The organism is Rhizobium sp. P28RR-XV (genome assembly GCF_012641385.1).
In the GTDB taxonomy this organism is placed as follows: Bacteria; Pseudomonadota; Alphaproteobacteria; order Rhizobiales; family Rhizobiaceae; genus Rhizobium.
Map to the genome: position 1 here is coordinate 420,845 of NZ_JABAIG010000004.1, position 23,892 is coordinate 444,736.

Sequence of the window (23,892 nt, forward strand, 5' to 3'; positions counted from 1 at the left end):
TCACTATGCCGCGCTGCACCATCGATCAGCAATTTTTGGTGGTGACGGAGGTAGTGGCTCCCTTGGCGGCCCGATCGCAATTCCTTGAGAAAAATATTCGCAATTGCCCGATTCTTTTGCAGTTTTCTACGCTTCCGCGCTGCAATTTTTCTGCGATGTATGCAACATTGAATGAACGCTCCAGAAACGGAAGAAAACGATGAACTGGTTGAAGACTGTTGCCGCCGCCGCCCTCGTGCAGGCGGCATTCCTGCTCCCCGCCCATGCAGGCGAAAACCTCAAGGCGATCCAAGCGGCCGGCGTATTCAAGGTCGGCACGGAAGGCACCTATGCGCCCTTCACCTTTCATGACGAAAGCGGCAAGCTGACCGGCTTCGACGTCGAGATCGCCGAAGCGATCGCCGGGAAGCTCGGCGTCAAGGCTCAGTTCCTGGAAGGCAAGTGGGACGGCCTGATCGCCGGCCTCGACGCCAACCGCTACGACGCCGTCATCAACGAAGTCGGCGTCACCGAAGCCCGCAAGAAGAAGTATGACTTCTCCGAACCCTATATTGCCTCCAAGGCCGTGCTGATCGTCAAGGACAGCAACACCGACATCAAGGATTTCGCCGATCTCAAGGGCAAGAAATCCGCACAGTCGCTGACCAGCAACTTCGGCAAGATCGCCACGGAAGCCGGTGCGGAGCTCGTCGGCACCGACGGCTTCGACCAGTCGATCCAGCTCGTGCTGACCGGCCGCGCCGACGCCACGATCAACGACAGCCTCTCTTTCCTCGACTTCAAAAAGCACAAGGCCGACGCGCCAGTGAAAATCGTCGCCCAGCAGGCCAATGCCGATTTCTCCGCCGTCATCGTCCGCAAGGGTGAGCCGGAACTGGTGGCCGCCATCAACAAGGCGCTGGCCGATATCAAGGCCGACGGCACCTATGACAAGATCTCGCAGAAATACTTCGGACAGGACGTTTCGAAGTAAGAAGGCATAGGCAGCGACATAAAACTGTGAAAAAGATGCGTCCGGGGTCACCTCCGGACGCATTCTCTTATCGAAAGGCTTCTTCGTGGAGCATTGGCTGCAACTGATGTGGGAATCATTGGGCACGCTGCTTTGGGCAGGGCTCGTCTTCACCATCCCGCTCACCTTAATTACCTTCGTCCTCGGTCTGTTGCTTGGCCTGCTTACCGCCGTCACGCGCCTATTCGGCCCACCGCCGCTGGTAGCCGTTGCGCGCTTCTATGTCTGGGTGATCCGCGGCACGCCGCTTCTGGTCCAACTCTTCGTCATCTTCTACGGCCTGCCGAGCCTCGGCATCCTGCTCGATGCCTTTCCGGCGGCAGTGATCGGCTTTACGCTGAGCGTCGGCGCCTATACGTCCGAAATCATCCGCGCCGTCATCTCCTCCGTGCCAAAGGGCCAGTGGGAGGCCGCCTATTCAATCGGCATGAACTGGCGCCAGGCCATGAGCCGCACCATCCTGCCGCAGGCAGCCCGCGTGGCCGTGCCGCCCCTCTCCAATACCTTCATCTCGCTCGTCAAGGATACCTCGCTTGCCGCCGCGATCACAGTGCCGGAGCTTTTCCAGGCCGCGCAGCGCATCGTGGCGACGACCTACGAGCCTCTGATCCTTTATGTCGAGGCTGCCCTTATTTATTTGGTCATGAGCTCCTTCCTGTCGGTGCTGCAGGGCTCGCTAGAGCGCCGTTTCGCCCGCTATGGCGGCACGCTGGAGGCCCGCGCATGATCGAGCTGTCCCACATCGAAAAGCGCTTCGGCGACAATGTCATCCTCAAGGACATCAGCCTGATGATCCCGGAAGGAACGGTGACGGCCCTCGTCGGCCCTTCCGGCGGCGGCAAGAGCACGCTGCTGCGCTGCATCAACCTGCTGGAAATCCCGACCGCCGGAACGATCCGCATCGGCGGGGAATCCACCTCCTTTACGCCCGGCAAGCGCTCTGTATGGCAGGATATCCAGAAGATCCGCCGCCAGACCGGCATGGTCTTCCAGAATTTCCAGCTCTTCCCGCATCGCACCGCCATCGAGAACGTCATGGAAGGCCTGACGACCGTGCTGCGCTGGCCACAAGACAAGGCGCGCGCCCGCGCCGTCGAGCTGCTGACCAAGGTCGGCATGGCGCACAAGATGGATGCCTGGCCCTCGACGCTCTCCGGCGGCCAGCAGCAGCGCGTCGCTATTGCCCGGGCACTTGCCCCCTCGCCGCGCGTGCTGCTCTGCGACGAGCCGACCTCGGCGCTCGATCCGGAACTGGCGGCCGAAGTGGTCGATGTGCTGGGCAAGCTCGCCAATGAAGGTACGACCATGGTCATGGCGACGCACGACCTGCGCCTCGCCTCGAAGATCGCCAACAACGTGGTGTTCCTCGAAGCTGGCGACATCGTCGAAACCGGCTCCTCACGCAGCATCTTCGCCAATCCCTCGCAGGAGCGGACCAAGCAGTTCATCTCGACGCTGAACTCGGGGCTCACGTACGACATTTAAGTTGACCGCAAGCACCCGTTTCGCGGGCAGGCCATGCATTGACGATGCAGGGCTTTGCGAATAGCGTTAGCGCCATGAACACAGCATTCGTTCTCGTAGTGGTAGGAAGGCGCATGGGCAGGATGGTGTAACCATCCGGCGAAAGCACCCATGCGCGATAAGCAGGCTCCTGACGGGGCCTTTTTTATTGCCCTGAAACAAGGGCGACGCCTCGTCAGATCTTCCTCGACTTCCCACTCACACGACGGACAAGGCCATGACGCGCACCGAGAGCCGCATCGAAGGTTCAGCCACGCAAGCAATCCAAGACACGGCCATCACGCAAGCGGCCCCGCCGCCGCGGCTGGCGACCCTTATCTTGCTTTCGGCCCTTGCCGTGCTGCCTGTTAATATGATCCTGCCGTCGCTGCCGAAGATCGCAGCGACATTCCACGCCGATTTCGCCCTCGTGAACCTTTCGGTCGCCGGCTTTTCCATTGTCACCGCCTGCCTTGAGGCGATCGGCGGCGCGATGTCGGACCGGTTCGGCCGCCGTCCCGTCGTCCTGACGGCGCTCGCGGTCTTCATCATCGCCTCGATCGGCTGCGTTCTCGCGCCCGACATTGGCACATTTCTCGTCTTTCGCTCGATGCAGGCATGCATCGGCCCGTGTTACTCCGTCGCCCTCGTTATCATCAAGGAAACATCAAACGAGCGCGAATCCGCCAGCAAATTCGGCTATCTTGCCATGGGATGGGCGTTGGCACCGATGGTCGGGCCGCTGTTCGGCGGGTCGCTGGACGAGTTTTTCGGCTGGCGCGCCAGCTTCGTCGTCCTTGCGGTCCTCGGCATCGCCGCCTTCCTCCTGTCCCTGCGCGAATTAAAGGGATCGAGAGCCCCCTTACCGGGGACGCGAAGGAACTACCTTGCCTCCTATGGGCTGCTTTTGTCTTCGGCGCGATTCTGGGCCTATACCCTCTGCATGGCCTGCTCGATGGGCGTGCTCTATATCTTCCTCGGGGGAGCGCCACTCACGATGGGCGATGTGCTCGGGTCGAGCGCCTGGCTCGGCTTCTATATGGGACTGGTTCCCGCCGGCTTCATCCTAGGTAGCTATCTGGCCGGCCGTTACGCCGCAAGAATCCCGCTCGGCACGATCCTTGTCATCGCGCGGCTTCTGACCTGCATCGGCCTGTCGATCGGCCTCGCCCTGTCGCTTTCGGGATTGACGCAGGTACTGGCACTCTTCGGCCCCTGCATCTTCATCGGCATCGGCAATGGCCTCACCATGCCGGCCGCCAATAGCGGCGCCATGTCGGTCCGTGCGGACATGGTCGGGACGGCTGCGGGGCTGGCGGCTGCCATGCGGATCGCAGGCGGCGCGCTCATCGGCTCTATCGGCGGGCTGTTCCTCGCGCGATCGGCTGATATTCATACTCTCTTCGCGCTGATGCTGATATCCGCACTGCTCGCGCTGCTGTCGGCACTTTGGGCCGCCTTGGTGGAGCGGCATGCCCATAAGCCGCGATAAAAGGCATTTCTACCGCAAAGCCGGCTGCAACAGTCAGGCCTTGCGGTAGAGAATTGTCTGCGTTCAGTTAGAGCAGTTTAGCTTTTCGCGGAATCGCAGAACCGCCCTCACTTCTTGTTTTCTCGCAATTCCGGACGGAAAACCGCTCAGCACTTTTCCTGGAATTGCTCTAGCGGCCAGGTTCGAAAACCGTCCCTTGCCGATCACGCACCATAGACGACGAGCAGATCCTTGGCGTCGATCTGGTCGCCGGCGCGCACCAACACCTCGGAAATCGTACCATCCTTCTCGGCGTGCAGCGCCGTCTCCATCTTCATCGCCTCGATGGAAACAAGCACGTCGCCGGCCTTGATCGCCTGGCCGGGCGAGACGAAGACCGTGGAGATGACGCCCGGCATCGGCGCGCCGACATGGGCGGCATTGCCAGTTTCGACCTTACGGCGGATAGCGCTGCCGGAAGCACCATGGGCGCGATCCGGCACCTTGATGCGGCGCGGCTGGCCGTTGAGCTCGAAAAAGACTGTCACCATGCCCTTCTCGTCGGTCGCCGTCATCGCTTGGTTGACGATGACGAGCGTCTTGCCCTTCTCGATTTCGGCGAACAGCTCGTCGCCTTCCTTCAGGCCGTAGAAATAGGCCGGCGTCGGCAGCACCGAGACTGGGCCGTAAGTGTCGGCCGCCTGCGCATAATCGGTGAAGACCTTCGGATACATTAGGTAGGAGGCAAATTCGAAATCATCGACCTTGCGTTCCAGCTTGGTTTCGATCGCCTTGCGCTCGGCGCCGAGATCGGCTTCGGCCAGCAGCGAGCCGGGGCGGACGACATAGGGCTTGTCGCCCTTCAGCGCCTTCTTCTGCAGGGCTTTAGGCCATCCGGACGGCGGCTGGCCGAGATCGCCCTTCAGCATGGAAACGACCGAATCCGGGAAGGCGATATCCTTGGCCGGGTTCTCGACATCGGCAACCGTCAGGTCTTGGGACACCATCATCAACGCCATGTCGCCGACGACCTTGGAAGACGGCGTCACCTTGACGATATCGCCGAACATCTGGTTGGCGTCGGCATAGGCCTGGGCCACCTGGTGCCAGCGGGTCTCGAGGCCAAGCGAACGGGCCTGTTCCTTGAGGTTGGTGAACTGGCCGCCCGGCATTTCATGCAGGTAGACCTCCGAGGCTGGTCCCTTGAGATCGCTTTCGAAGGCGGCGTACTGATGGCGCACCGCTTCCCAGTAGAAGGAGATGCGGCGGATCCATTCGGGATCGAGGCCCGGATCGCGCTCGGACCCTTTGAGGGCTTCGACGATCGAGCCGAGGCAGGGCTGCGAGGTGTTGCCCGACAGCGCATCCATCGCCGCGTCAACCGCATCGACGCCGGCGTCGACCGCGGCGAGCACGGTTGCGGCAGCAATGCCCGACGTATCATGCGTGTGGAAGTGGATCGGCAGCCCGGTCGCCTCGCGCAACGCCTTGAACAGCACCTTCGCCGCGGCCGGCTTCAGGAGGCCCGCCATATCCTTCAGCGCGATGATGTGGGCACCGGCCTTTTCCAGCTCGACGGCGAGATCCGTGTAATATTTCAGGTCGTATTTCGGACGGGCGGAATTGAGGATGTCGCCCGTGTAGCAGATCGCCGCCTCGCAGAGCTTGTTCTCCTCGGCAACGGCATCCATCGACACGCGCATGTTCTCGACCCAGTTCAGGCAGTCGAAGACGCGGAAGAGATCGATGCCACCCTTGGCCGCCTGGCGGACGAAGTACTTTACGACATTGTCGGGATAGTTGGTGTAGCCGACGCCGTTGGCGCCGCGCAGCAGCATCTGCAGGAGCAGGTTCGGCGCGGCCTCGCGGATCAGCGACAGACGTTCCCACGGGTCTTCCGTCAGAAAGCGCATGGAAACGTCGAAGGTGGCACCGCCCCAGCATTCCAGCGACAGCAGCTGCGGCAAGGCGCGTGCATAGGTGCCGGCGACGCTGGCGATATCATAGGTTCGCATGCGGGTCGCGAGCAGCGATTGATGTCCGTCGCGCATCGTCGTGTCGGTCATCAGCACGCGCTGTTCGCCGCGCATCCATTCGGCGAATTTCTGCGGACCGAGCTTGTCGAGCAGCTGCTTGGTGCCGTCGGGCACCTTGCCATCGATATAGGGCAGCACCGGCTCTGCCGCCTTCGGCGACGGTGACGGACGGCCGCGCGTTTCGGGATGGCCGTTGACGGTGACGTCGGCGAGATAGGTCAACAGCTTGGTGGCGCGATCCTGGCGCTTGACCTGCTGGAACAGCTCCGGCGTCGTATCGATGAAGCGCGTCGTATAGCTGTTGTCGCGGAATTTCGGATGCGTGATGATCGCTTCTAGGAAGGTGAGGTTCGTCGCCACGCCACGAATGCGGAATTCGCGCAGAGCGCGGTCCATGCGGGCGATCGCCTCCTGCGGGTTCGGCGCCCAGGCGGTTACCTTCACCAGCAGCGGATCGTAATAGCGGGTGATGATCGCGCCGGTGTAGGAGGTGCCGCCGTCGAGACGGATACCGAAGCCGGAAGCGGAGCGATAGGCGGTGATGCGGCCGTAATCCGGGATGAAATTGTGCTCCGGATCCTCGGTCGTCACGCGGCACTGCAGCGCATGGCCGTTGAGGCGGATATCCGCCTGCTTCGGAACGCCCGATTCTGCCGTCCCGATGGCGAAGCCGTCGAGAATGTGGATCTGCGCCTTGACGATATCGATGCCGGTGACGACTTCGGTCACCGTATGCTCGACCTGGATGCGCGGATTGACTTCGATGAAGTAGAATTTGCCGGTATCGGCATCCATCAGATATTCGACGGTGCCGGCGCCGACATAATTCGTCGCCTCGGCGATCTTCAGCGAATAGGCGGCCAGCTCCTGGCGCTGCGCATCGCTGAGATAGGGCGCCGGCGCGCGCTCGACGACCTTCTGGTTACGGCGCTGAACCGAACAGTCGCGCTCGAACAGGTGCACGACGTTGCCATGTGTGTCGCCAAGGATTTGGCTTTCGACATGGCGGGCGCGCTCGACCAGCTTTTCGAGATAGACCTCGTCCTTGCCGAAGGCGGCCTTCGCCTCGCGCTTGGCTTCCGTCACTTCCTTGGCGAGATCGGCCTTGGAGCGGATGACGCGCATGCCGCGGCCGCCGCCGCCCCAGGAGGCCTTGAGCATGACCGGATAGCCGATCTCCTCAGCCATCTTGGCAACTTCGGCCATATCCTCCGGCAGCGGCTCGGTTGCCGGCACGACGGGCACGCCGACCGAGATCGCCAGATTGCGCGCCGCAACCTTGTTGCCGAGCTGGCGCATCGTATCGGCCCTTGGGCCGATGAAGATGATGCCGGCGGCATCGCATGCATCGACGAATTCCGGGCTTTCCGACAGCAGGCCGTAGCCGGGGTGGATGGCATCGGCGCCGGAAAGCCTGGCGACACGGATGATCTCGTCGATCGACAGATAGCTCTCGATCGGCCCGAGATCGCGGGCAAGGTGCGGACCGCGGCCGACCTGATAACTCTCATCCGCCTTGAAGCGATGCAGCGCGAGTTTGTCTTCTTCGGCCCAGATGGCCACCGTTTTTATGCCAAGCTCGTTAGCGGCGCGGAATACGCGGATGGCGATTTCGGAACGGTTGGCGACCAGGATCTTGGAAATGGGCAATGCGCTCTCCTCACGGCATCGAAAACGGGCAATGCTGCACCCGCGAAGAAAATTCTTAACTTCTTGTCACGGGAAGTTCAATTTCTCCTGCGACATCCGACAGCAAAATAGTTGCCATTACGGAATAAGTCCGGTTCTGAAAGCGATGGCAACGATATGCTGCCTGTTTTTGGCATTCAGCTTGTCCTGAATACTGTTCATGTACCAGTCGACGGTGTGGTTGGAGATCGTCAGCAGCCGGCTGATCTCGATCGACGTCATGCCGTCGGCCAGGTGGTTCAGCACCTCCATTTCGCGCTTGGTCAGCTTCCGCTCGGTCCTTCCCAGGTCCTCCAGGGATTGCGCTCCGCCGTTCAGCTCCAGAAGCCGCCAGAAGGCCTTTTTGGCGACTGCATCGAATAGAGAAAGTTCCGTCGGAGAAAGATCGATCGCATCGCCACCGATCGTCATGCATCCAAGCAAGCCGCTTCGCCCATGAATCGGAAAAACATACCCGTCGACAAGCCCGTGGGCGCGGGCGTCCGCCATCATCTGCTCCATCCGCCGCCTCAGCGAATCCACCTTCAGGGCAATGACGGCGTCGCGCCAGCGGAAAGGACGCTGCGCCCGGCCAAGATAGCGCGCGACCGGATCGACGAGCATGTACCGCTTGCGAACATAGATAAGCGGCCACCGATCGGGCCAGCGGCCCGCGAGCATGAAGTTCGCGACGTCGACATTCGGCCGCGTCTGTTTCAGCAGCCCGTAGAATTCAAACTTGTAGGAACGGAGCACGCGCTCGAGCTCGGTCACGACGTCGTTTGCAAGCTTGCACTCTTCGATGACCACAAGCAATTGTAACAGCGAATGGATATTCACATCTACCCCTTGGCTTTGCAGCCTGACTTACCGGCGGAGGGGGGCATTACGACCATGCCCGTCTGGCCCCACGGCGCGCTCAATCGCCGGCAACATACTCATGTTGGCGCAAAATTGAACGCCCTTAGCGATTTTTTTACAGTTCAACCCTGACTGGCGATCTGTGCGCTGCTTGGGATACGCGATGCTGTCGCGTCCAAGTCTCCCTAAATTGTCATATTTCTGCGGCGACCGATAGCGTCATCATAATGCCATCGCGCGCATTGCGCGAAAAATTCCCTGAAAAAACAGCTGCAGATTCCGTTAATCGCCGGTTCAGGTAGCGATCTGTAGTGTCGCAGCATTCCTAGTTTTGCTTGTGCAAGAGGGTGCCAGACGTGTCGCTGTTCAAAGTCTATGCAAGAGCCCTGAAGTATCTTGGCGCGTATCGATATCGCGTCTGGATGGTCGTGATCGCAAACATCGCATTGGCGATGACAACGATCTATGAGCCGGTTCTATTCGGCCGCATCTTCGACGCCATTGCCAAGAAAGAGGCAGTGACGCCGACCATGATGCTGTGGGCCGGTTTTGCCGTGTTCAGTGCCGTGGCCTTCATCGTCGTGTCCCGCGAGGCGGATCGTCTCGCGCATGGCCGCCGCGCATCTTTGCTGACCGAGGCATTCGGCCGCATCATCTCCATGCCGCTTTCCTGGCATAGCCAGCGCGGTACGGCGAGCGCGCTGAACACACTGCTTCGCGCCTGCGAAGCGCTGTTCGGCCTGTGGCTGGAATTCATGCGCAATCACCTGACGACAGCCGTTGCACTCGTCGTCATGATCCCGACCGCCATGGCTATGGACCTGCGTCTCTCGGCCGTGCTGATCCTGCTCGGCGTCTTCTACTGGACCATCGGCCGCCTGGTGATGAACCGCACGAAGGATGGCCAGACCTCGGTCGAAAGCCATTACAATACCGTCTTCTCGCATGTCAGCGACTCGATCAGCAACGTTTCGGTGCTGCATAGCTACAATCGCATCGAAGCAGAGACCAAGGCGCTGAAGTCGTTCACCGAGCGGCTGCTGGCCGCGCAATATCCGGTTCTCGACTGGTGGGCCCTTGCCGGTGCCCTGAACCGCACGGCGTCGACCGTCGCGATGATGGCGATCCTGATGATCGGCACCGTCCTCGTCCAGGGTGGCAGCCTGAGCCTCGGTGCGCTGATCACCTTCATCGCATTTGCGAACGTGCTGATCGGCCGCCTTGAGCAGCTGCGCAACTTCGCCAACCAGATTTTCGAGGCTCGCGCCAAGCTCGAAGACTTCTATACACTGGAAGATTCGGTCCGCGAACGCGAAGAGCCGGCTGGTCTGGCGGAGATCAAGGACGTGAAGGGCGAAGTGGAATTCCGCAACGTTTCCTTCGGCTTTGCCAGCACCTCGCAGGGTCTGCACGACATCTCCTTCAAGGTGAAGGCTGGCCAGACCGTTGCTATCGTCGGCCCGACCGGCGCCGGTAAGACGACGCTCGTCAATCTGCTGCAGCGCGTCTTTGACCCGCAGTCCGGTCAGATCCTCGTCGACGGCAACGACATCACCAAGGTGACGCGCCGCTCGCTGCGCCGCTACATCGCCACCGTCTTCCAGGATGCTGGCCTGCTGAATCGTTCGATCAGCGACAACATCCGCCTCGGCCGTGAAGGCGCGACGGAGGAAGAAATGATCCGCGCTGCTCAGGCCGCCGCCGCCAACGACTTCATCGAAACTCGTGAAAGCGGCTACGAGACACGTGTCGGCGAGCGTGGCAACAAGCTTTCCGGTGGCGAACGCCAGCGTATCGCGATCGCTCGCGCCATTCTGAAGGACGCTCCGATCCTCGTGCTCGACGAGGCGACAAGCGCACTCGACGTGGAAACCGAGAACAGGGTCAAGGCGGCAATCGACAACCTGCGCCAGAACCGCACGACCTTCATCATCGCCCACCGCCTGTCGACGGTGCGCGAGGCCGATATCGTGCTCTTCCTCGATAATGGCCGCGTCATCGAGAACGGCAGCTTCACCGAGCTCAGCCAGAGCAATGGCCGCTTCGCCGCCCTGCTGCGTGCCAGCGGCATCCTGACGGACGAGGAAGTCCGCAAGGCACACACGACGGAAACCGAAGCCGCCTGATCTTCGCAAGGGGCCCAAGATCGAAGCCGGGAGAGCACCGCTCTCCCGGCTTTTTCGTGCAAACATAAAAGACTCCCTTTCGCCAGAACGATAGGGCACTCTCATATGAAATGAGGTTGCTGCCGCGTCCACCTTCTCCCCTCGGGGAGAAGGTGCCGACAGGCGGATGAGGGGTGCTGCCAAGAGCACGAAAATCCCCGCATTCAAATCGGTCAACCTCCTCATCCGCCTCCCTGAGCTTGTGAAGGGCGGGCCGCCTTCGTTCCGAGGAGAGAAGGAACTTGTGGCGCATACGTGCCTCAAATGCGATTGCTCTGCCGCTTGCGGGGAGAGAGCTGAGTGAGGGACCATGCTCCCAAGAAGCCTGAGCATCGAGGTCCTTTCCTCGATCGGCTAACCAAAAACAAGAAAGGCCCGGCGGGAAAACCGAGCCTTTCCGTTTTCTGATCGGAGGTCAATTGGCTGGGGCGCACCAGGAGTTAAGATCGGCGCCCAACCGGTATCAGATCAGAACTTGCGCTCGAAGCGGAGTACGCCGGCCCACTGATCGCGGTCGGCAGCATCCCAGTTCGTGTAGGAAACTTCCGGCTCGACCAGCAGATCCTTGACCGGGCGCCAGGCAACGTTGGCGGTGGCGGCAAAGATCTCCGAGTCGGTGTAGGCGACCTGAGCATTGGCCTGCAGCTTCGGGTTCAGCTGATAGCTGGCGCCCGTCCAGAAGGCCCAGTCGCCCCAGCCGCAATCTGCGCCGTTGGTCGGGCAGGCGGAACGGTTGCTGTTCAAGTAGGAGCCTGCATACTTGTTCAGCTTGTCGCCGTCCGTGTTGTACCCGCCCATCAGGAAGGCCTTGAAGTCACCGAAATCGGCGTCGATACGAGCTTTGATTGCGCCTTCCTCGACGACGCTATCATAGCCGCCGATCACGCGAAGGGTCCATGCACCCGTCTTATAGCCGGCGCCGAGAACGACGTCCGGAGCATAATGGTTGCCCTTGCCGGTCTGCCATGCGCCGCCATAGGACGACGTATCGCTGGAAGAGTTGGAATCCTCGAGCGAGATGACTGCCGTGAAGCCGTTGCCGGCATCATACTTGTAGGTGAGCTGGTTAAGTTCCTTCGGGCCGTCATAGATGACGTCGTCGTTGATGACGTTGCCGGCGTAACCCATGTAGTAGTTGTACTGCGAATCGGCCTTACCGACCAGGAAGCCGCCGAGGCTGATATTGGCCCAGAGCAGCTTTGTGCTGGTCGCATTGCCGTCATTCCAGTCCCAACGGACGACCGTGTTGGTCTTCAGCGGGCCATATTCGGTGTCGGTCGCGGTGTCGACGCTCAGTTCCGCACGGGTGTGCCAGAGCGTGCCGTTCTTGCTGTTCGGGTTATAGGCATCATACCATTCGCCCTCGGTGCGGACGCGGCCGCCGACCTTCAGGCAGGTTTCGGTGCCCGGAATGAAAAAGTAGCCGGGGCCGTAAGCATCGCAGATGCGAACGTACTGGAGCGGTTCCGGCTCGGTAGCCACGATGGCGTCAGCCGCCTGTGCTCCCGATGCAGCTGCCAGAGCGGCGGCCGAACCGAGAAGAAGACTTCTGATATTCATAGATTACTCCAATTCAGTATCGATTGGACATGAGCCATCGCGCCGAGAATTCGACGTCCCTACCCATTCCCGATTTTGACAATCCCCGCGAAGGCGCGGCGATCCCCTTGGACAATGCCGGCAACGCGATGGCGGCGCTCCCCGAGCGTCGTCACATCGACCATATAACAATTAGATTTTGCACAACAAGATTTTGGGCACTCGAAATTCTGCTGCGACGCAGCGCAATCATGCCGCGTTGCAGAAAAATCACGTCACACTTCCTTCGCGAAAGTGTCACAAAAAGAAATAATAAAGAAAATCATGGGATTGAGCCGCGCATCGACGCGCAGCTCAGGAAGTCAGCGACGCTTCGCGATATGTGCGGGCATCGTGATCGCCCTTACGGCGGGCACTTTCGCCGCACGCGCGCCGGCAAGTTGCAGCCGCTTGTGTTCCAGATAATAGGCGTAGAGGAACTGCGCGGCGATGCCGATGACGACATAGATCGCGCCGACGGTCGGGCTCTTGTTCGTCACATATAGGATCACCTGACCAGTCATGGCGAGGATCGTGCCCGCCACGAAGATGCTGAGCGAATGCCGGCCAAGGATCGTCAGCGGATGATTCGCGGAGCGGCGCAGCAGCTGTGAGATGGAGGGTATGCTGACGATCAGATAGGCGAGCGCCAGCACGTGCAGCAGGCGCGGCAGCGACAGGAACGTCTTGTCGAAGCCGGTAATGACGGTAGGCAGGCCAAGCGTGGCTAGATAATCGCCGAGGATCCAGAGCTTGTCGGTCACCCAGATGAAGGAAAGGAGCACATAGGCGGACGCAAGCGCGATCAGCACTGGATGGACGGGGACGCGCCCGCCGCGCTTGACGTGCATGGTGGCCATGAAACCGATGACGAATAGGAGCTGCCAGGACAACGGATTGAGGAACCAGAAGCCATCGAGCAGCGTCGTATGCGGCGCGATATAGTAGATGCCCGACACCAGCCAGACGCCGACAGAAATCAACAGCAGGAGCAGCGGGTTTTTCGCCTCCAGCAGCATGATCAGCGGCAGCATCAGAAACAGGGCGCCATACATCGGCAGGATATTGTTGTAGCCGATCTGGTGTCCGAGCGTCAGCAGCGCAGGAATGCCGCGCGCCGGATCCATCAGCAACGCCAGGATGTTCACTTCGCAGAGCAGACCCTTCTGGTGAAAAATCCATGCCCCCGAGATGAACAGTACCAATGTCACGAAGGTCGTGATCATATGCGCGGTATAAAGCGTGAATGCCCGCTTGATCGCCTTCCACGCCATTTTCAAGCGATTGCCGGGTGAAAACTTCGTTCCATAGGCTAGACCAACCGAGATGCCGGAGATCAGCACGAAAGCTTCCGCCCCGTCGGAAAAGCCGAAATTCTTTGAGGTCAAATCCTCGAAAAACTGCCCTGGCACATGGTTGATGAAAATCATGATCAGAGCCAAGGCTCTGAGAACATCCAGTCGGGTATCCCTCTGAGAGACCGGCTTGGGCAGGCTTATATGTTGCACCGCCGCTGAGCCGATATTCGCCCTTGAATTCATAAAACTCTCCTGTTCCGACAATCAAATGCAATCGGGGCCAAAGAGTTCCCCCTTTGGCCCCGATCGTCGAAGCGAAACAGTGCAGGAGCCGCTACTGTCCGATCGGATGACCCTCTTCGGGATGGGCGATCGCCCTGTCATTGATGGTGACCGAGTATCCGGCCGCATCGGGCGCTTTTGAGACGGAAATGCGGTAATTTCCGCCCGGCAACTCGAGATCCGCCGTAAAGCCGTCCCAGTTCGAAGGCAGTGCCGGCTTGACGAAAAGTCGGCCGTTTTTCACGCGGATACCGAGAATACCTTCGACAGCGACACGATACAGCCAGCCGGCGGACCCCGTGTACCAGGTCCAGCCGCCACGGCCGGTCAATTGTCCTTCACCGTAAATATCAGCCGCGACCACATAGGGCTCTACACGATAGGTATCGGCCTGATCACGATCGCGTGCATGGTTGACGGGGTTCAGCATGTCGAAGCAATGCCAGGCATCGTCGCCGCGATTCATCTCCGCCAGCGCCATGACGACCCAGGTCGCGGCATGGGTATACTGGCCGCCATTCTCGCGCACGCCAGGCGGATAGGACTTGATGTAGCCCGGGTCTCGCGCCGACTTGGCAAAGGGCGGCGTGAACAGCCGGATGATGCGGTTTTCATCGTCCACCAGCTTGTCGAGAACGGCGTTCATTGCCTTCTCGCCGCGCGCCTTGTCCCCCTCGCCGGAGAGAATGTTCCACGACTGCGCAATCGAATCGATCTGGCACTCGAAATTCTCGCTGGAGCCGAGCGGGCTGCCGTCGTCGAAATAGCCGCGGCGGTAATGGCCGCCGTCCCAACCGGCCGCTTCCAGCGCCTTGCGCAGTTCCGGCAGGTGATCGGACCAGCGCTTGGCGCGCTCCTTGTCGCCGCGTGCTTCGGCATAGGGCAGGAAGGCGGTGAGCATGCCGGCCAGGAACCAGCCGAGCCAGACGCTTTCGCCGCGGCCCTGGATGCCGACGCGGTTCATGCCGTCGTTCCAGTCACCGCCAAGGATCAGCGGCAGGCCGTTGCCGCCCTTGCGCTTGATCGCGAGATCGAGAGCGAGAGCTGCATGTTCGTAGACACTGACTTTGTCCTGCGACACGGTGGGTTGATAGAAGACGTCATGCGTGCCGGGCATGAGCGCCGCACCTTCGACGAAGGCAAGCTCCTCGTCGAGGATCGACTTGTCGCCCGTCACGGTGCAGTACTGGTCGATCGCATAAGCCAGCCAGACGACGTCGTCCGAGATATGGGTGCGCACGCCGGCGCCGCTGCCGGGCAGCCACCAATGCTGCACGTCACCCTCGCGGAACTGACGCTGCGCCGCATTGAGGATCTGGTTGCGGGCGAGTTCCGGCTTATGCACCAGGAATGCCAGCGTATCCTGCAGCTGGTCGCGGAAGCCGAAGGCACCCGACGACTGGTAGAAGGCGGTACGCGACATGATGCGGCAGCCGAGGCTCTGATAGGGCAGCCAGGCGTTGATCATGTTGTTCATCGCCTTGTCCGGCGTCGAGATCTTCACATGGCCGGTGAAGCCGTCCCAGAACGCGCGGCCTGCAGAAAGCACGGTCTCGAAATCGGCCTTGCGGATTTCCGAAACCAGCGCGCGGGCCTCCTCGACGGTGGCCGTGTCGCCCATGTAGAAGCAGATTTCCTTCTGCTCGCCGGCCGCGATCGTCACGTCGAAAGCCAGAGCACCGCAGGGATCGCCGTCGAGATCGGTCGAGTTCGAGAGCGCAGCGACGGTAACGACGGCTTCCGGCATCTGAATCGTGCCATGGCGGCCGATGAACTCGCGGCGGCTTGCCGAGAAGCTCGAATGCGCCTCGCTCGCCGCCATGAAGGCGGTCCGCTTGAAATAATCGATGCTGTAGGGATTGTTGGCAAACAGCGCACCCGTCTCCTCATCCAGCGTCGACAGGATGAAGGGCCTGGTCTTGTTCTGATTGGTGCCGAGCACCCATTCCGCATAATTGTAGATCCGCAACCGCCGGCTGCCGGCACCGTTGTTGCTGAGCCGCAGGCGGAAGAGCTTGACCGGGCGGTCGCGATCGACCGTCTGCGTCAACTCCAGCGCGACGCCATCCTCTTCGCTCGAGAAGACGGAATAGCCGAGACCGTGACGGGCCTCAAAGCGGACCTTCGCATTGCGCGACAGGCCGGCATAGGGCGTCATGACCTTGTTGTTGTCGAGATCGGCCACGTAGAGCGCTTCGCCCGGACGGTTGACGACCATGTCGTTGGTCCAGGGTGTCAGCTGATAGTCACGCGAATTGTGGCTCCAGGTGAAGCCGCCGCCTTCGGCGGGCACATGGAAGCCGAAGCGCTCGTTCGAGATGACGTTGATCCACGGATGCGGCGTCGACTGCCCGCCAGGCAGGCGAACGACATATTCGCGGCCGTCCTTGGAGAAACCGCCATAGCCGTTCCAGAAATCGAGATCGTCCTGCGCCTCCAGGGCGTCGGCCGCAAAGACCGACGCCTGCAGCGCCGCCGGTACGGTAAGGCGATTGACCAGCGCCGGCGCATCGGACTGCGCCGAGGCGAATAACGTCGCCGCGCGGGCGATCTGGTCGACGAGCTTGCCGTTGCGGGCATGGAAGATCACCCGCGATGCGGCAAGGATCTCCTGATAGGTCTCGTTTTCGATCTGGTCCTTGCGAACTGAGAAGATGTTCTGCCGGAGACCGTCGCCCTGATTGTGACGAACGTGCTCGACGAGCTTGTCCAGTTCGCGCTGCATGTCCTGGGCCTGCTCGACAGCGCGTTCGTTGACGATCACCAGATCGGCAGTGATGCCGCGTGAACGCAGATATTCCGCCGCCATCAGCGCTTCCCTGGCGATTTCGAGGTCGATATCGTCGTTGATGCGCAGCGTGAAGATCGGGAAATCGCCCGAGATCGTCACCGGCCAGAGTGCGGATTGCGAATGCAGACCGGCCTGCACGGTGGCGCCATCGGCGCGCAGATGCATATCCGGATAGACCAGATAGCGCGCGAGCTTCTGGAAGGCCGCCGCCTGCTGCGAGGTGACGCCGACATGGCGCATCTGCATCTGCGTGCGCGTCCAGGCCTGCGTGAGTTCGATGCCGAATGTGTCGGGATTGCGGTAGCGCTCGACGGCCTTGTCGACCTCTTCGCGGTTCGGCGCGGCCATAGTCCAGAAGATCACGCTGACCTTCTTGCCCGCGGGCACGCGCACGACGCGACGCAGCGACAGGCAGGCATCCATGGTGAAGCCGTCGGTGCCGGAAAGGGTCGTGCCCGGATCGAAAGCAGCGGCTTCCGCAAGCGTGCGGCCGCGGCCGAGGAACTTGCGGCGATCCGTTTCGAATTCGGTCGGCCGTTCCGATCCGGCATTGTCGACGACCATGTGGGCGATCGATATATCCGGCTCGTTGAAGTCGCGCTTGTTGCGCTCGGCGCGGATCACGTCGCCGCTATTGCCGATCTCGGTGCGCACGAACATGCGCGCGAAGACCGGGTGACCGGAATCGACGTCGTCACTGGCAAGCGCCGGCTCGAGATAGGAGGTCACTTCGATGAAGCGATCTTCCGCGCCCATGTTGAGCAGCGTCACGCGACGGCCTTCGGCGTCATGTTCGGTCGCGACGATGCATTCGACGTCACTGGTGAGATCGCCGACCGTCTTGCTATATTCGGCCTTTTCATCGCTGAACGAGACCTTGGTCTTCTCGCCCTCGATGCTGCGCGGCTCTGCAGTCGCCGACCACCACTGGCCGGAGGCGGTGTCGCGCAGGAAGATGAAGGTGCCCCAACGGTCTTCCGTCGGGTCGGCGCGCCAGCGCGAGACCGTCAGGCCGTTCCAGCGCGAATAGCCGGCGCCGGTCGCCGTCAGCATGACCGAATAATGGCCGTTGGAGAGGAAGGCGAGCTCGCGATCCCGCGTCGCCGGATCGGCGATCTTGCGGATTTCCGGACGCAGCATTTCTTCCTGGATATTTGCCGGCTGGTCGCTCTCGTGCTTGGCGGCCATGACCGGAATATCGCGCGGCGCCTTTTCCTGCAGCAGCAGTTCGGCAGCCTCGATCACCGGATCGGCGTGGAAGAGTTCGCGCAGGCGGCCGTTGAAGGCGACGTTGGCGATCGCGGCGATCGACATGCCGTGATGGTGCGCATAGTAGTTGTAGACAACAGCGCACTTCTTGCCTTCGGGAACGCGGGTCGGCGTGAAATCGACGGCATCGTGGAAGCCGTAGATGCCAAGCGCGCCCACCTTGCGCAGCTTCTGCAGGTTTTCTAGCGCGGCGGCCGGACGATACTGGCTGGCGAGGATGGAGGCGTAGGGCGCGATGACGGCATTCTGGCCGAGACCGCGCTTCAGGCCAAGGGAAGGCACGCCGAAATTGGTGTACTGGTAATGCATGTTATGGTCGCGGGCATTGAAGGCCGCTTCCGAGATGCCCCAGGGGATGTCGGAGCCAAGGCGCTTGGCGTAGTTCATCTGTTCCTGGACGACCAGATTGTTCGTCTGGTTAAGAATGCCGCCCTGGCGCTCCTGCATGACGAGCGGCGGCATCAGATATTCGAACATCGAGCCGGACCAGGAGACCAGCGCACCGCGCGAGCCGACGGGCACGACCTGGCGGCCGAGACGATACCAGTGCTCGGTCGGCAGATCGCCCTTGGCGATGGCGAAAAGGCTGGTCAAGCGGGCTTCGGAGGCCAGAAGGTCGTAGCAGGCCGCATCGAGCTCATTGGTTTCGACGCGGAAACCGATGGAAAGCAGGCGACGTTCCGGGCGATAGAGGAAGGCGTATTCCATGCCGAAGGCGAGTTCGCGCATTTCATCGCGCAACTTCGCCAGGCGCTGGCGCAGCGAATCGACATTGGCAAGATCGAAGATGCTGTCGGCGATATGGCCTTCGCAGACCTTGACCAGCGATTGCGACCAGGTAAGCACCTCGCCGCTCAGCGTTGACTTCACTTCATGGTCGAGGTTTGCCGCCAGCTTCTGGATGTCCTGCGCCAGAACCGAAAGGTTGATGACGCGGATGGAGGCGAACTCATGCTCGCGCTTGACGGCGGCGAGCGCGTTCTGGAAGCCGACGATACGCTCTTCCAGGCGGCGACGCAGCGGCCGCACCGTCTTGCGGTCGTCCGGAAGCTCGGCAAGCATTTCGGCGAGAATGCCGGCGACGTCGCCGATACCGTCCAGATTGCCCTGCATATGCGCTGACGGCGCCTCCGCCCAGATACGGCAGGCGGAAGAAACCGCAATCAGGTGACCGGCGAAATTGCCGCTGTCCACAGCCGAGATATAGCGAGCGCCCATCGGCTTCATCGTATCGGTGTGATACCAGTTGCACAGGTGCCCGCGGAACTTTTCGAGCTTCGCCACGGTCGCCATGGTCTTTTCCATGCGATCGATGGTTTCCTCGAAGGACATCCAGCCGAAATGACGCGCGGAGATCACCGACAGCAGGTAGACGCCGATATTGGTTGGCGACGTGCGCGATGCCACGACGGCATTCGGGGTCTGCTGCACGTTGTCGGGCGGCAGATGGTTCTGCTGCTCGACGACGAAGGTCTCAAAGTAGCGCCAGGTGCGGCGGGCGATCTTGCGCAGCTCGAAGGAAACGCTTTCCGGCACCTCAAGCCTGTCTTCAGTCTCGGCCGACTGGCTGACATACCAGGCGATCGCCGGCGACAAGACCCAGAGTAGCGCAAAGGGAATGCCGACGAAGAAGGCGTTGTCGCCGGAGAGTGAGGCAAAGGCCAGAGCCAGTAACGCCAGCACAGGCGCATGCCACATGACACGGTAGTGGCCGAGGATCGTCGTCTGTGCCGCGGCCTGGGCGCTTGCGGCGGTTCGCCATTGCAGCATCAGCTTGCGGCTGACGAAGGCGCGGTAGAGCGAACGGCCGATGGCGTCGGCCATGATGCAGGCGCTGTCGGCGATGAAGACGATACGCAGCGCGACCTGGGCATTGGCGGCGCGGATATCCGACCAGACCGTATAGAGATGGGCCCGTGCGACGATATCGCTGGTGCGGGGAATGATGCCGTTGATGAGCGACAAGGTCGGGGCGACGAACAGGCAGAAGATCAAGAGGATTTGCCAGATGAGCGCCGCCAGCGGCTCCATGAAGTACCATCCGAGAACGGATGCGAAGAACCAGGCGATCGGCGTCAGCGAACGACGCAGATTGTCCATCATCTTCCAGCGGCCAAGGCCGGTGACGCCGCGCTTCGGATTAAAGAGATAGGGAAGCAACTGCCAGTCGCCGCGCGCCCAGCGATGCTGGCGCGAGACTTCAACTTCGTAGCGGATCGGGAAATCCTCGACGAGTTCGCAATCCGTGACGAGAGCGCAGCGCGCCATCGAGCCTTCGAGCAGATCGTGGCTGAGAACCGCATTCTCCTCGATCTTGCCCTTCAGCGACGCCTCGAAGGCGTCGACATGATAGAGGCCCTTGCCGGTGAACGTGCCTTCCTCGACCAGGTCCTGATAGACGTCGGAGACGGCGAAGACGTAAGGATCGAGACCGCGATTGACCGAGAAGACGCGCTGGAACACCGACGCATCCTTGCCCGTGGTCAGCGACGGGGTGACGCGCGGCTGCAGCACGCCGTAGCCGCGCACGACGCGCTTGCTCTCGGGATCGAAGACCGGGCGGTTGGTCGGGTGATGCAGCTTGCCGACGAGCTTCGTGACCGTGTCGCGCACAAGGCGCGTATCGGAATCGAGCGTCATGACATACTGCACGTCCTTCGGCACGATGTTGGCGCCGGGCAGGAAGGTGGTATCGCGGTCGCCGCGCAGCAGCATATTTAGCTCGTGCAGCTTGCCGCGCTTGCGCTCCCAGCCCATCCAGGCGCCTTCGGCCGGATTATAGAGACGGCGGCGGTGCAGCAGATAGAAGCGCTGCGTGCCATCCTCATCATAACGCGCAGCCAGATTGGCCACTTCGCGGCGGGCGTAATCGAGGATTTCCAGATCGCGCTCGCTCTCCTCTTCCTGGCTGTCGGGCCAGTCGCTGAGCAGGGCATAGTAGATCTCGCCGCCCGGATTGGCGAGATAATGAACCTCGAGATTGCGCACGAGTTCGTCGACGCTATCGCGATTGCCGATTAGCGTCGGCACGACGACAAGCGTGCGGGCCTCTTCCGGAATGCCTTCCTTGAATTCGTAGCCGACGAGGCGCGCCGGCGTCAGATACATGGTGACGAAGAAATTGAAGAGGCCGGTCGCGCCCTCCGATGCCGGCAGCGAGAACATCAACAGCAACAGGATGGTTTCTGCCCAGCCCATGCCGGCATGCAGCATGAAGTAGCCGACGATGGCGAGCGCGACGACGGTCAGGAACAGGACCGGTGCTGCGATCGACAGCCAGTTGAGCTTGCGCCATTGGCGCACAAAGCTCACCGACAGCGGCAGACGATAACCGATCGCCTTCTCCAGCTTCTGCGTCTGCTGGCCCATGATGAAATCGCCGATATTCGGCTCATGCGGATGGCCCTCGCCCGATATCTTGACCGCCTCGGTCATCGCCATGGCGACCTGGGCGATCTCCATTTCGGTCTTTTCGGAGCGGCGGGCGAGCTTTTCGATACGGCGGCGATAGCTGTTGCGCGAGCCCGGATCGAGCTTGGCATAGTCGGTCTCGTCCCAGAGCAGCTTGTCGACGGCGCTGACCTCTTCGACCCAGACGGACCAGTCGGTGTCGTCGATCAGGCGCAGGCTCTTGATGATGTTGCCCATCGTCACATTGCCGGACGAGAGGCGATTGTGCTCGGCCATCATGACGCTTTCAGCGTCGGTTCCGGCCTCGGTCAGCCGCTTCTCAAGCCAGGTGACGGCAAGGCCGGACGTATGCGAGCCATCGCGCAGCCGATAGAGGAACTGGGTGGCGAAGGTATTGTCGGACGTGAACGGCTCGAGCGTCTTCAGGAATTCGGCGACCTTGGCGTCGTCATTGAGACGGATCAACTCATCGACGGCGGCATTTGCCTTCTTGCGGGTGAGGCGGCTCTGCTCGACGCGACTCGAAATGCGACGCAGGTTTTCGACCAGAATGTAGCGCACCAGCGAGGGAACGGCCCAAAGCTCGCCGATCTTCAGCATTTCCACCGACTGGAAGCCTTCGACCAGCGCCAGCAGGCCCTGATTGGAAACGGTGCTGTGGGTGTGGGCGACATAGAGCCACGCCAGCGCCATGGTGCGTGGCATGACCATGCCGCCGATGGTCAGCGTCTGCAGCTGGTCGTAGAACTTCTTCGGAAAGTCACGGCGGACTTCCTGAATCGCCTCTTCGATGATGTAGTGGTTGTCGAGCAGCCATTCTGCGGCCGGCGTGATCGATTCCCCGGCATCAACGTCGGCATTGGCCGAGCGGTAGACGCGCAGGATCTCTTTCTCGTTTTCCTTGTGCCGGGCGAAGAAATCGAAGGGCGCAAAGCCCGGCAGCTTGGTTTTCGCGCCGTTGCGGGCAAAGGTCGCGCCGCATTCCTTTATCTGCTCGTTGGAGAAATAGGTGGCGCGGATCGCATCGTTATGATCGATCTGCTTGGCTTCAGAATCGCGCGGCGTAACGGTGGAGAGATTTTGAGATGTCATGGATTCGGGTTCTGGGTCCAAACAGAGTGAGTGGCATTGTCGCCTTTATCGTTTTTGTCCTGCCCGACACAAGAATTCACGCATTTGGACCCTTTTGCTTCGCTTCCCGGCGGGCGAAGGGGGTGAATTCGAAATGACGGCTTAGAACGAACATATAAAGGCGAAGATTTTCACGAGGCGTTTTTAAAGATTACGGCGACTAATTCGTCATCATCCAAAAAGGTGTCCGTGAAACTGGATACGCGGCCAAATGGTTCCGGCAGCGATCCGCACACGTCAGCGACAATCGATCAAGGTCATGAGGCATTCTCCCTGGGCTGATTCATCCCATTTTGGAAATTCAGCATGGTTCGGCATATTGAACCCTCAATATCCCGCAGAAGATGAACTTAAACTGAACCCTCTAAAAAGATTCGCAAATTCCTGTCGGGACGTCTGGTTTTCGAAACGGTTCACAAGCTGATTGCTTGGCTGCCGATCGCCTACGCACGAACATACAGAGCTCAAACCCCAACCGCCGCCCCATGGAACGGTCCTGTTCACAATCGAGGGAAATACGCGGCGCACAGGAGCCTTTTGGCTTCCTCCGCGCGCCAGACCATGAACGCGCCAACGGCCTCCCCAATGCCCTTCTATTTGCGTGAAGCTTACCGTTTCTGCGCGGCATATTCCATCGGCCGGGCAAATTTTCTTTGCCCAGCGAAGGTCTGTCAGCGGGAAAAGAGAGAGTTGCGATGAAACGGAACTGGGTTTCGGACAGGCCGGCCCGCGCAGGGGCGTCCGGCATTCCAGCTCCGCACGGCCCTCGGCAGCGCTATCAAAGCAGCAAGCAGGACCATCCTGTGCGGGTGGCATGGGTTGCCGCCCCGCAAAACATCGTACTTAGCCGACGATGCCGCAAACGATGGCCGCAACGAACAGGAATGCGGCGGAGAAAAGGACGACATGGATCGCCATCTGTATCTTCTGCCGCGTCTTAGCGGCGCGCTTGGAACCATCGAACTGATTCACATGCGTATTCGCAATACCCAAATTCGCCATGTGTCGCCTCCGTTCGTTTCTTATATGTCTCTCAGGTCGAGCCCGGGACGGATATTCATATATTTCCTATCAACTAGGTAGAGATGAATTTCCGTCCAGCACACGAGCTGAGAAAAATTAAACCACTGGATTTCGAGGACCCGAAAGATCGGCAATGCCAATTCAGCAGAGAATGCGGCGGGCCCAAATCAAACTGCGCTCGATGGCGCTGCTGTCGGCAGCCTGCTCTTCGGCGGGAGCCGACTGGCGGCGGCTGTTTTCATCGGAAAGAGAGGCGGACCGTGCACCTTCCTGCTTCACCGGCACCGGCGGATGAAGATAGCCCATGGTCATGCCACCCATGAAAAACATGCCTGCCTCCACTTAACATATGACCCTTGATCGGGATCACGAAAGTTAACTGCCATTAACGAG

Annotated in this window: 12 protein-coding genes; 5 read left to right on the top strand and 7 right to left on the bottom strand. The window is 60.7% G+C overall.

What is annotated here, in order from left to right:
• Nucleotides 1–199 precede the first annotated feature (199 nt).
• The 4 genes from HGP12_RS11370 (at nucleotide 200) to HGP12_RS11385 (ending at nucleotide 4,007) form a co-directional block, all read left to right on the top strand.
• Nucleotides 200–973, top strand: coding sequence for an amino acid ABC transporter substrate-binding protein (locus tag HGP12_RS11370; RefSeq protein ID WP_168839716.1), 774 nt, complete (start codon nucleotides 200–202; stop codon nucleotides 971–973).
• Nucleotides 974–1,058: 85 nt separating this feature from the next.
• Nucleotides 1,059–1,739, top strand: coding sequence for an amino acid ABC transporter permease (locus HGP12_RS11375; RefSeq protein WP_168839715.1), 681 nt, complete (start codon nucleotides 1,059–1,061; stop codon nucleotides 1,737–1,739).
• Nucleotides 1,736–2,497, top strand: coding sequence for an amino acid ABC transporter ATP-binding protein (locus tag HGP12_RS11380; RefSeq protein WP_168878788.1), 762 nt, complete (start codon nucleotides 1,736–1,738; stop codon nucleotides 2,495–2,497). Before HGP12_RS11375 ends, HGP12_RS11380 begins: the two co-directional genes overlap by 4 nt.
• Before the next feature lie 256 nt (nucleotides 2,498–2,753).
• The gene (locus tag HGP12_RS11385) at nucleotides 2,754–4,007 is read left to right on the top strand and encodes an MFS transporter (protein WP_168878789.1); all 1,254 of its coding nucleotides are present in this window, start codon (nucleotides 2,754–2,756) and stop codon (nucleotides 4,005–4,007) included.
• A 203-nt stretch (nucleotides 4,008–4,210) separates the two neighbouring features.
• On the opposite strand, the gene pyc is transcribed toward HGP12_RS11385, so the two are convergent.
• Together pyc and HGP12_RS11395 are read right to left on the bottom strand one after the other, a co-directional pair.
• Complete coding sequence (gene pyc / locus HGP12_RS11390; protein ID WP_168839712.1) at nucleotides 4,211–7,672, bottom strand: pyruvate carboxylase; 3,462 nt, start codon at nucleotides 7,670–7,672, stop codon at nucleotides 4,211–4,213.
• Between the two features lie 117 nt (nucleotides 7,673–7,789).
• The gene (locus HGP12_RS11395) at nucleotides 7,790–8,530 is read right to left on the bottom strand and encodes a helix-turn-helix transcriptional regulator (RefSeq protein WP_168878790.1); all 741 of its coding nucleotides are present in this window, start codon (nucleotides 8,528–8,530) and stop codon (nucleotides 7,790–7,792) included.
• A gap of 377 nt (nucleotides 8,531–8,907) precedes the next feature.
• On the opposite strand from HGP12_RS11395, the gene HGP12_RS11400 reads away from it, so the two are divergent.
• The gene (locus HGP12_RS11400; RefSeq protein WP_168878791.1) at nucleotides 8,908–10,677 is read left to right on the top strand and encodes a glucan ABC transporter ATP-binding protein/ permease; all 1,770 of its coding nucleotides are present in this window, start codon (nucleotides 8,908–8,910) and stop codon (nucleotides 10,675–10,677) included.
• A 507-nt stretch (nucleotides 10,678–11,184) separates the two neighbouring features.
• Here the strand turns inward: HGP12_RS11400 and HGP12_RS11405 are convergent.
• From HGP12_RS11405 to HGP12_RS11425, 5 genes are all read right to left on the bottom strand, one after another.
• Entirely contained in the window at nucleotides 11,185–12,276 is a 1,092-nt protein-coding gene (locus tag HGP12_RS11405; RefSeq protein ID WP_168878792.1) for a porin, read from the bottom strand.
• A gap of 341 nt (nucleotides 12,277–12,617) precedes the next feature.
• The gene (locus HGP12_RS11410; RefSeq protein ID WP_168878793.1) at nucleotides 12,618–13,835 is read right to left on the bottom strand and encodes an OpgC family protein; all 1,218 of its coding nucleotides are present in this window, start codon (nucleotides 13,833–13,835) and stop codon (nucleotides 12,618–12,620) included.
• A 91-nt stretch (nucleotides 13,836–13,926) separates the two neighbouring features.
• Complete coding sequence (locus HGP12_RS11415) at nucleotides 13,927–22,437, bottom strand: GH36-type glycosyl hydrolase domain-containing protein (RefSeq protein ID WP_168878794.1); 8,511 nt, start codon at nucleotides 22,435–22,437, stop codon at nucleotides 13,927–13,929.
• 882 nt (nucleotides 22,438–23,319) lie between these two features.
• On the bottom strand, nucleotides 23,320–23,478 hold the full coding sequence (locus HGP12_RS11420; protein WP_168839706.1) for a hypothetical protein: 159 nt from the start codon (nucleotides 23,476–23,478) through the stop codon (nucleotides 23,320–23,322).
• Between the two features lie 162 nt (nucleotides 23,479–23,640).
• Nucleotides 23,641–23,829 carry a hypothetical protein gene (locus HGP12_RS11425; RefSeq protein ID WP_168839705.1) on the bottom strand — a complete coding sequence of 63 codons (189 nt, stop codon included), beginning with the start codon at nucleotides 23,827–23,829 and terminating at the stop codon, nucleotides 23,641–23,643.
• Between the last annotated feature and the right edge of the window lie 63 nt (nucleotides 23,830–23,892).

What these genes read in the sequence shown, in the direction of transcription:
- HGP12_RS11385 (WP_168878789.1), top strand. Translation starts at nt 2,754, where the DNA reads ATGACGCGCACCGAGAGCCGCATCGAAGGTTCAGCCACGCAAGCAATC.
- HGP12_RS11420 (WP_168839706.1), bottom strand. Translation starts at nt 23,478, where the DNA reads ATGGCGAATTTGGGTATTGCGAATACGCATGTGAATCAGTTCGATGGT.
- HGP12_RS11405 (WP_168878792.1), bottom strand. Translation starts at nt 12,276, where the DNA reads ATGAATATCAGAAGTCTTCTTCTCGGTTCGGCCGCCGCTCTGGCAGCT.
- HGP12_RS11415 (WP_168878794.1), bottom strand. Translation starts at nt 22,437, where the DNA reads ATGACATCTCAAAATCTCTCCACCGTTACGCCGCGCGATTCTGAAGCC.
- HGP12_RS11410 (WP_168878793.1), bottom strand. Translation starts at nt 13,835, where the DNA reads ATGAATTCAAGGGCGAATATCGGCTCAGCGGCGGTGCAACATATAAGC.
- HGP12_RS11380 (WP_168878788.1), top strand. Translation starts at nt 1,736, where the DNA reads ATGATCGAGCTGTCCCACATCGAAAAGCGCTTCGGCGACAATGTCATC.
- HGP12_RS11370 (WP_168839716.1), top strand. Translation starts at nt 200, where the DNA reads ATGAACTGGTTGAAGACTGTTGCCGCCGCCGCCCTCGTGCAGGCGGCA.
- HGP12_RS11425 (WP_168839705.1), bottom strand. Translation starts at nt 23,829, where the DNA reads ATGTTTTTCATGGGTGGCATGACCATGGGCTATCTTCATCCGCCGGTG.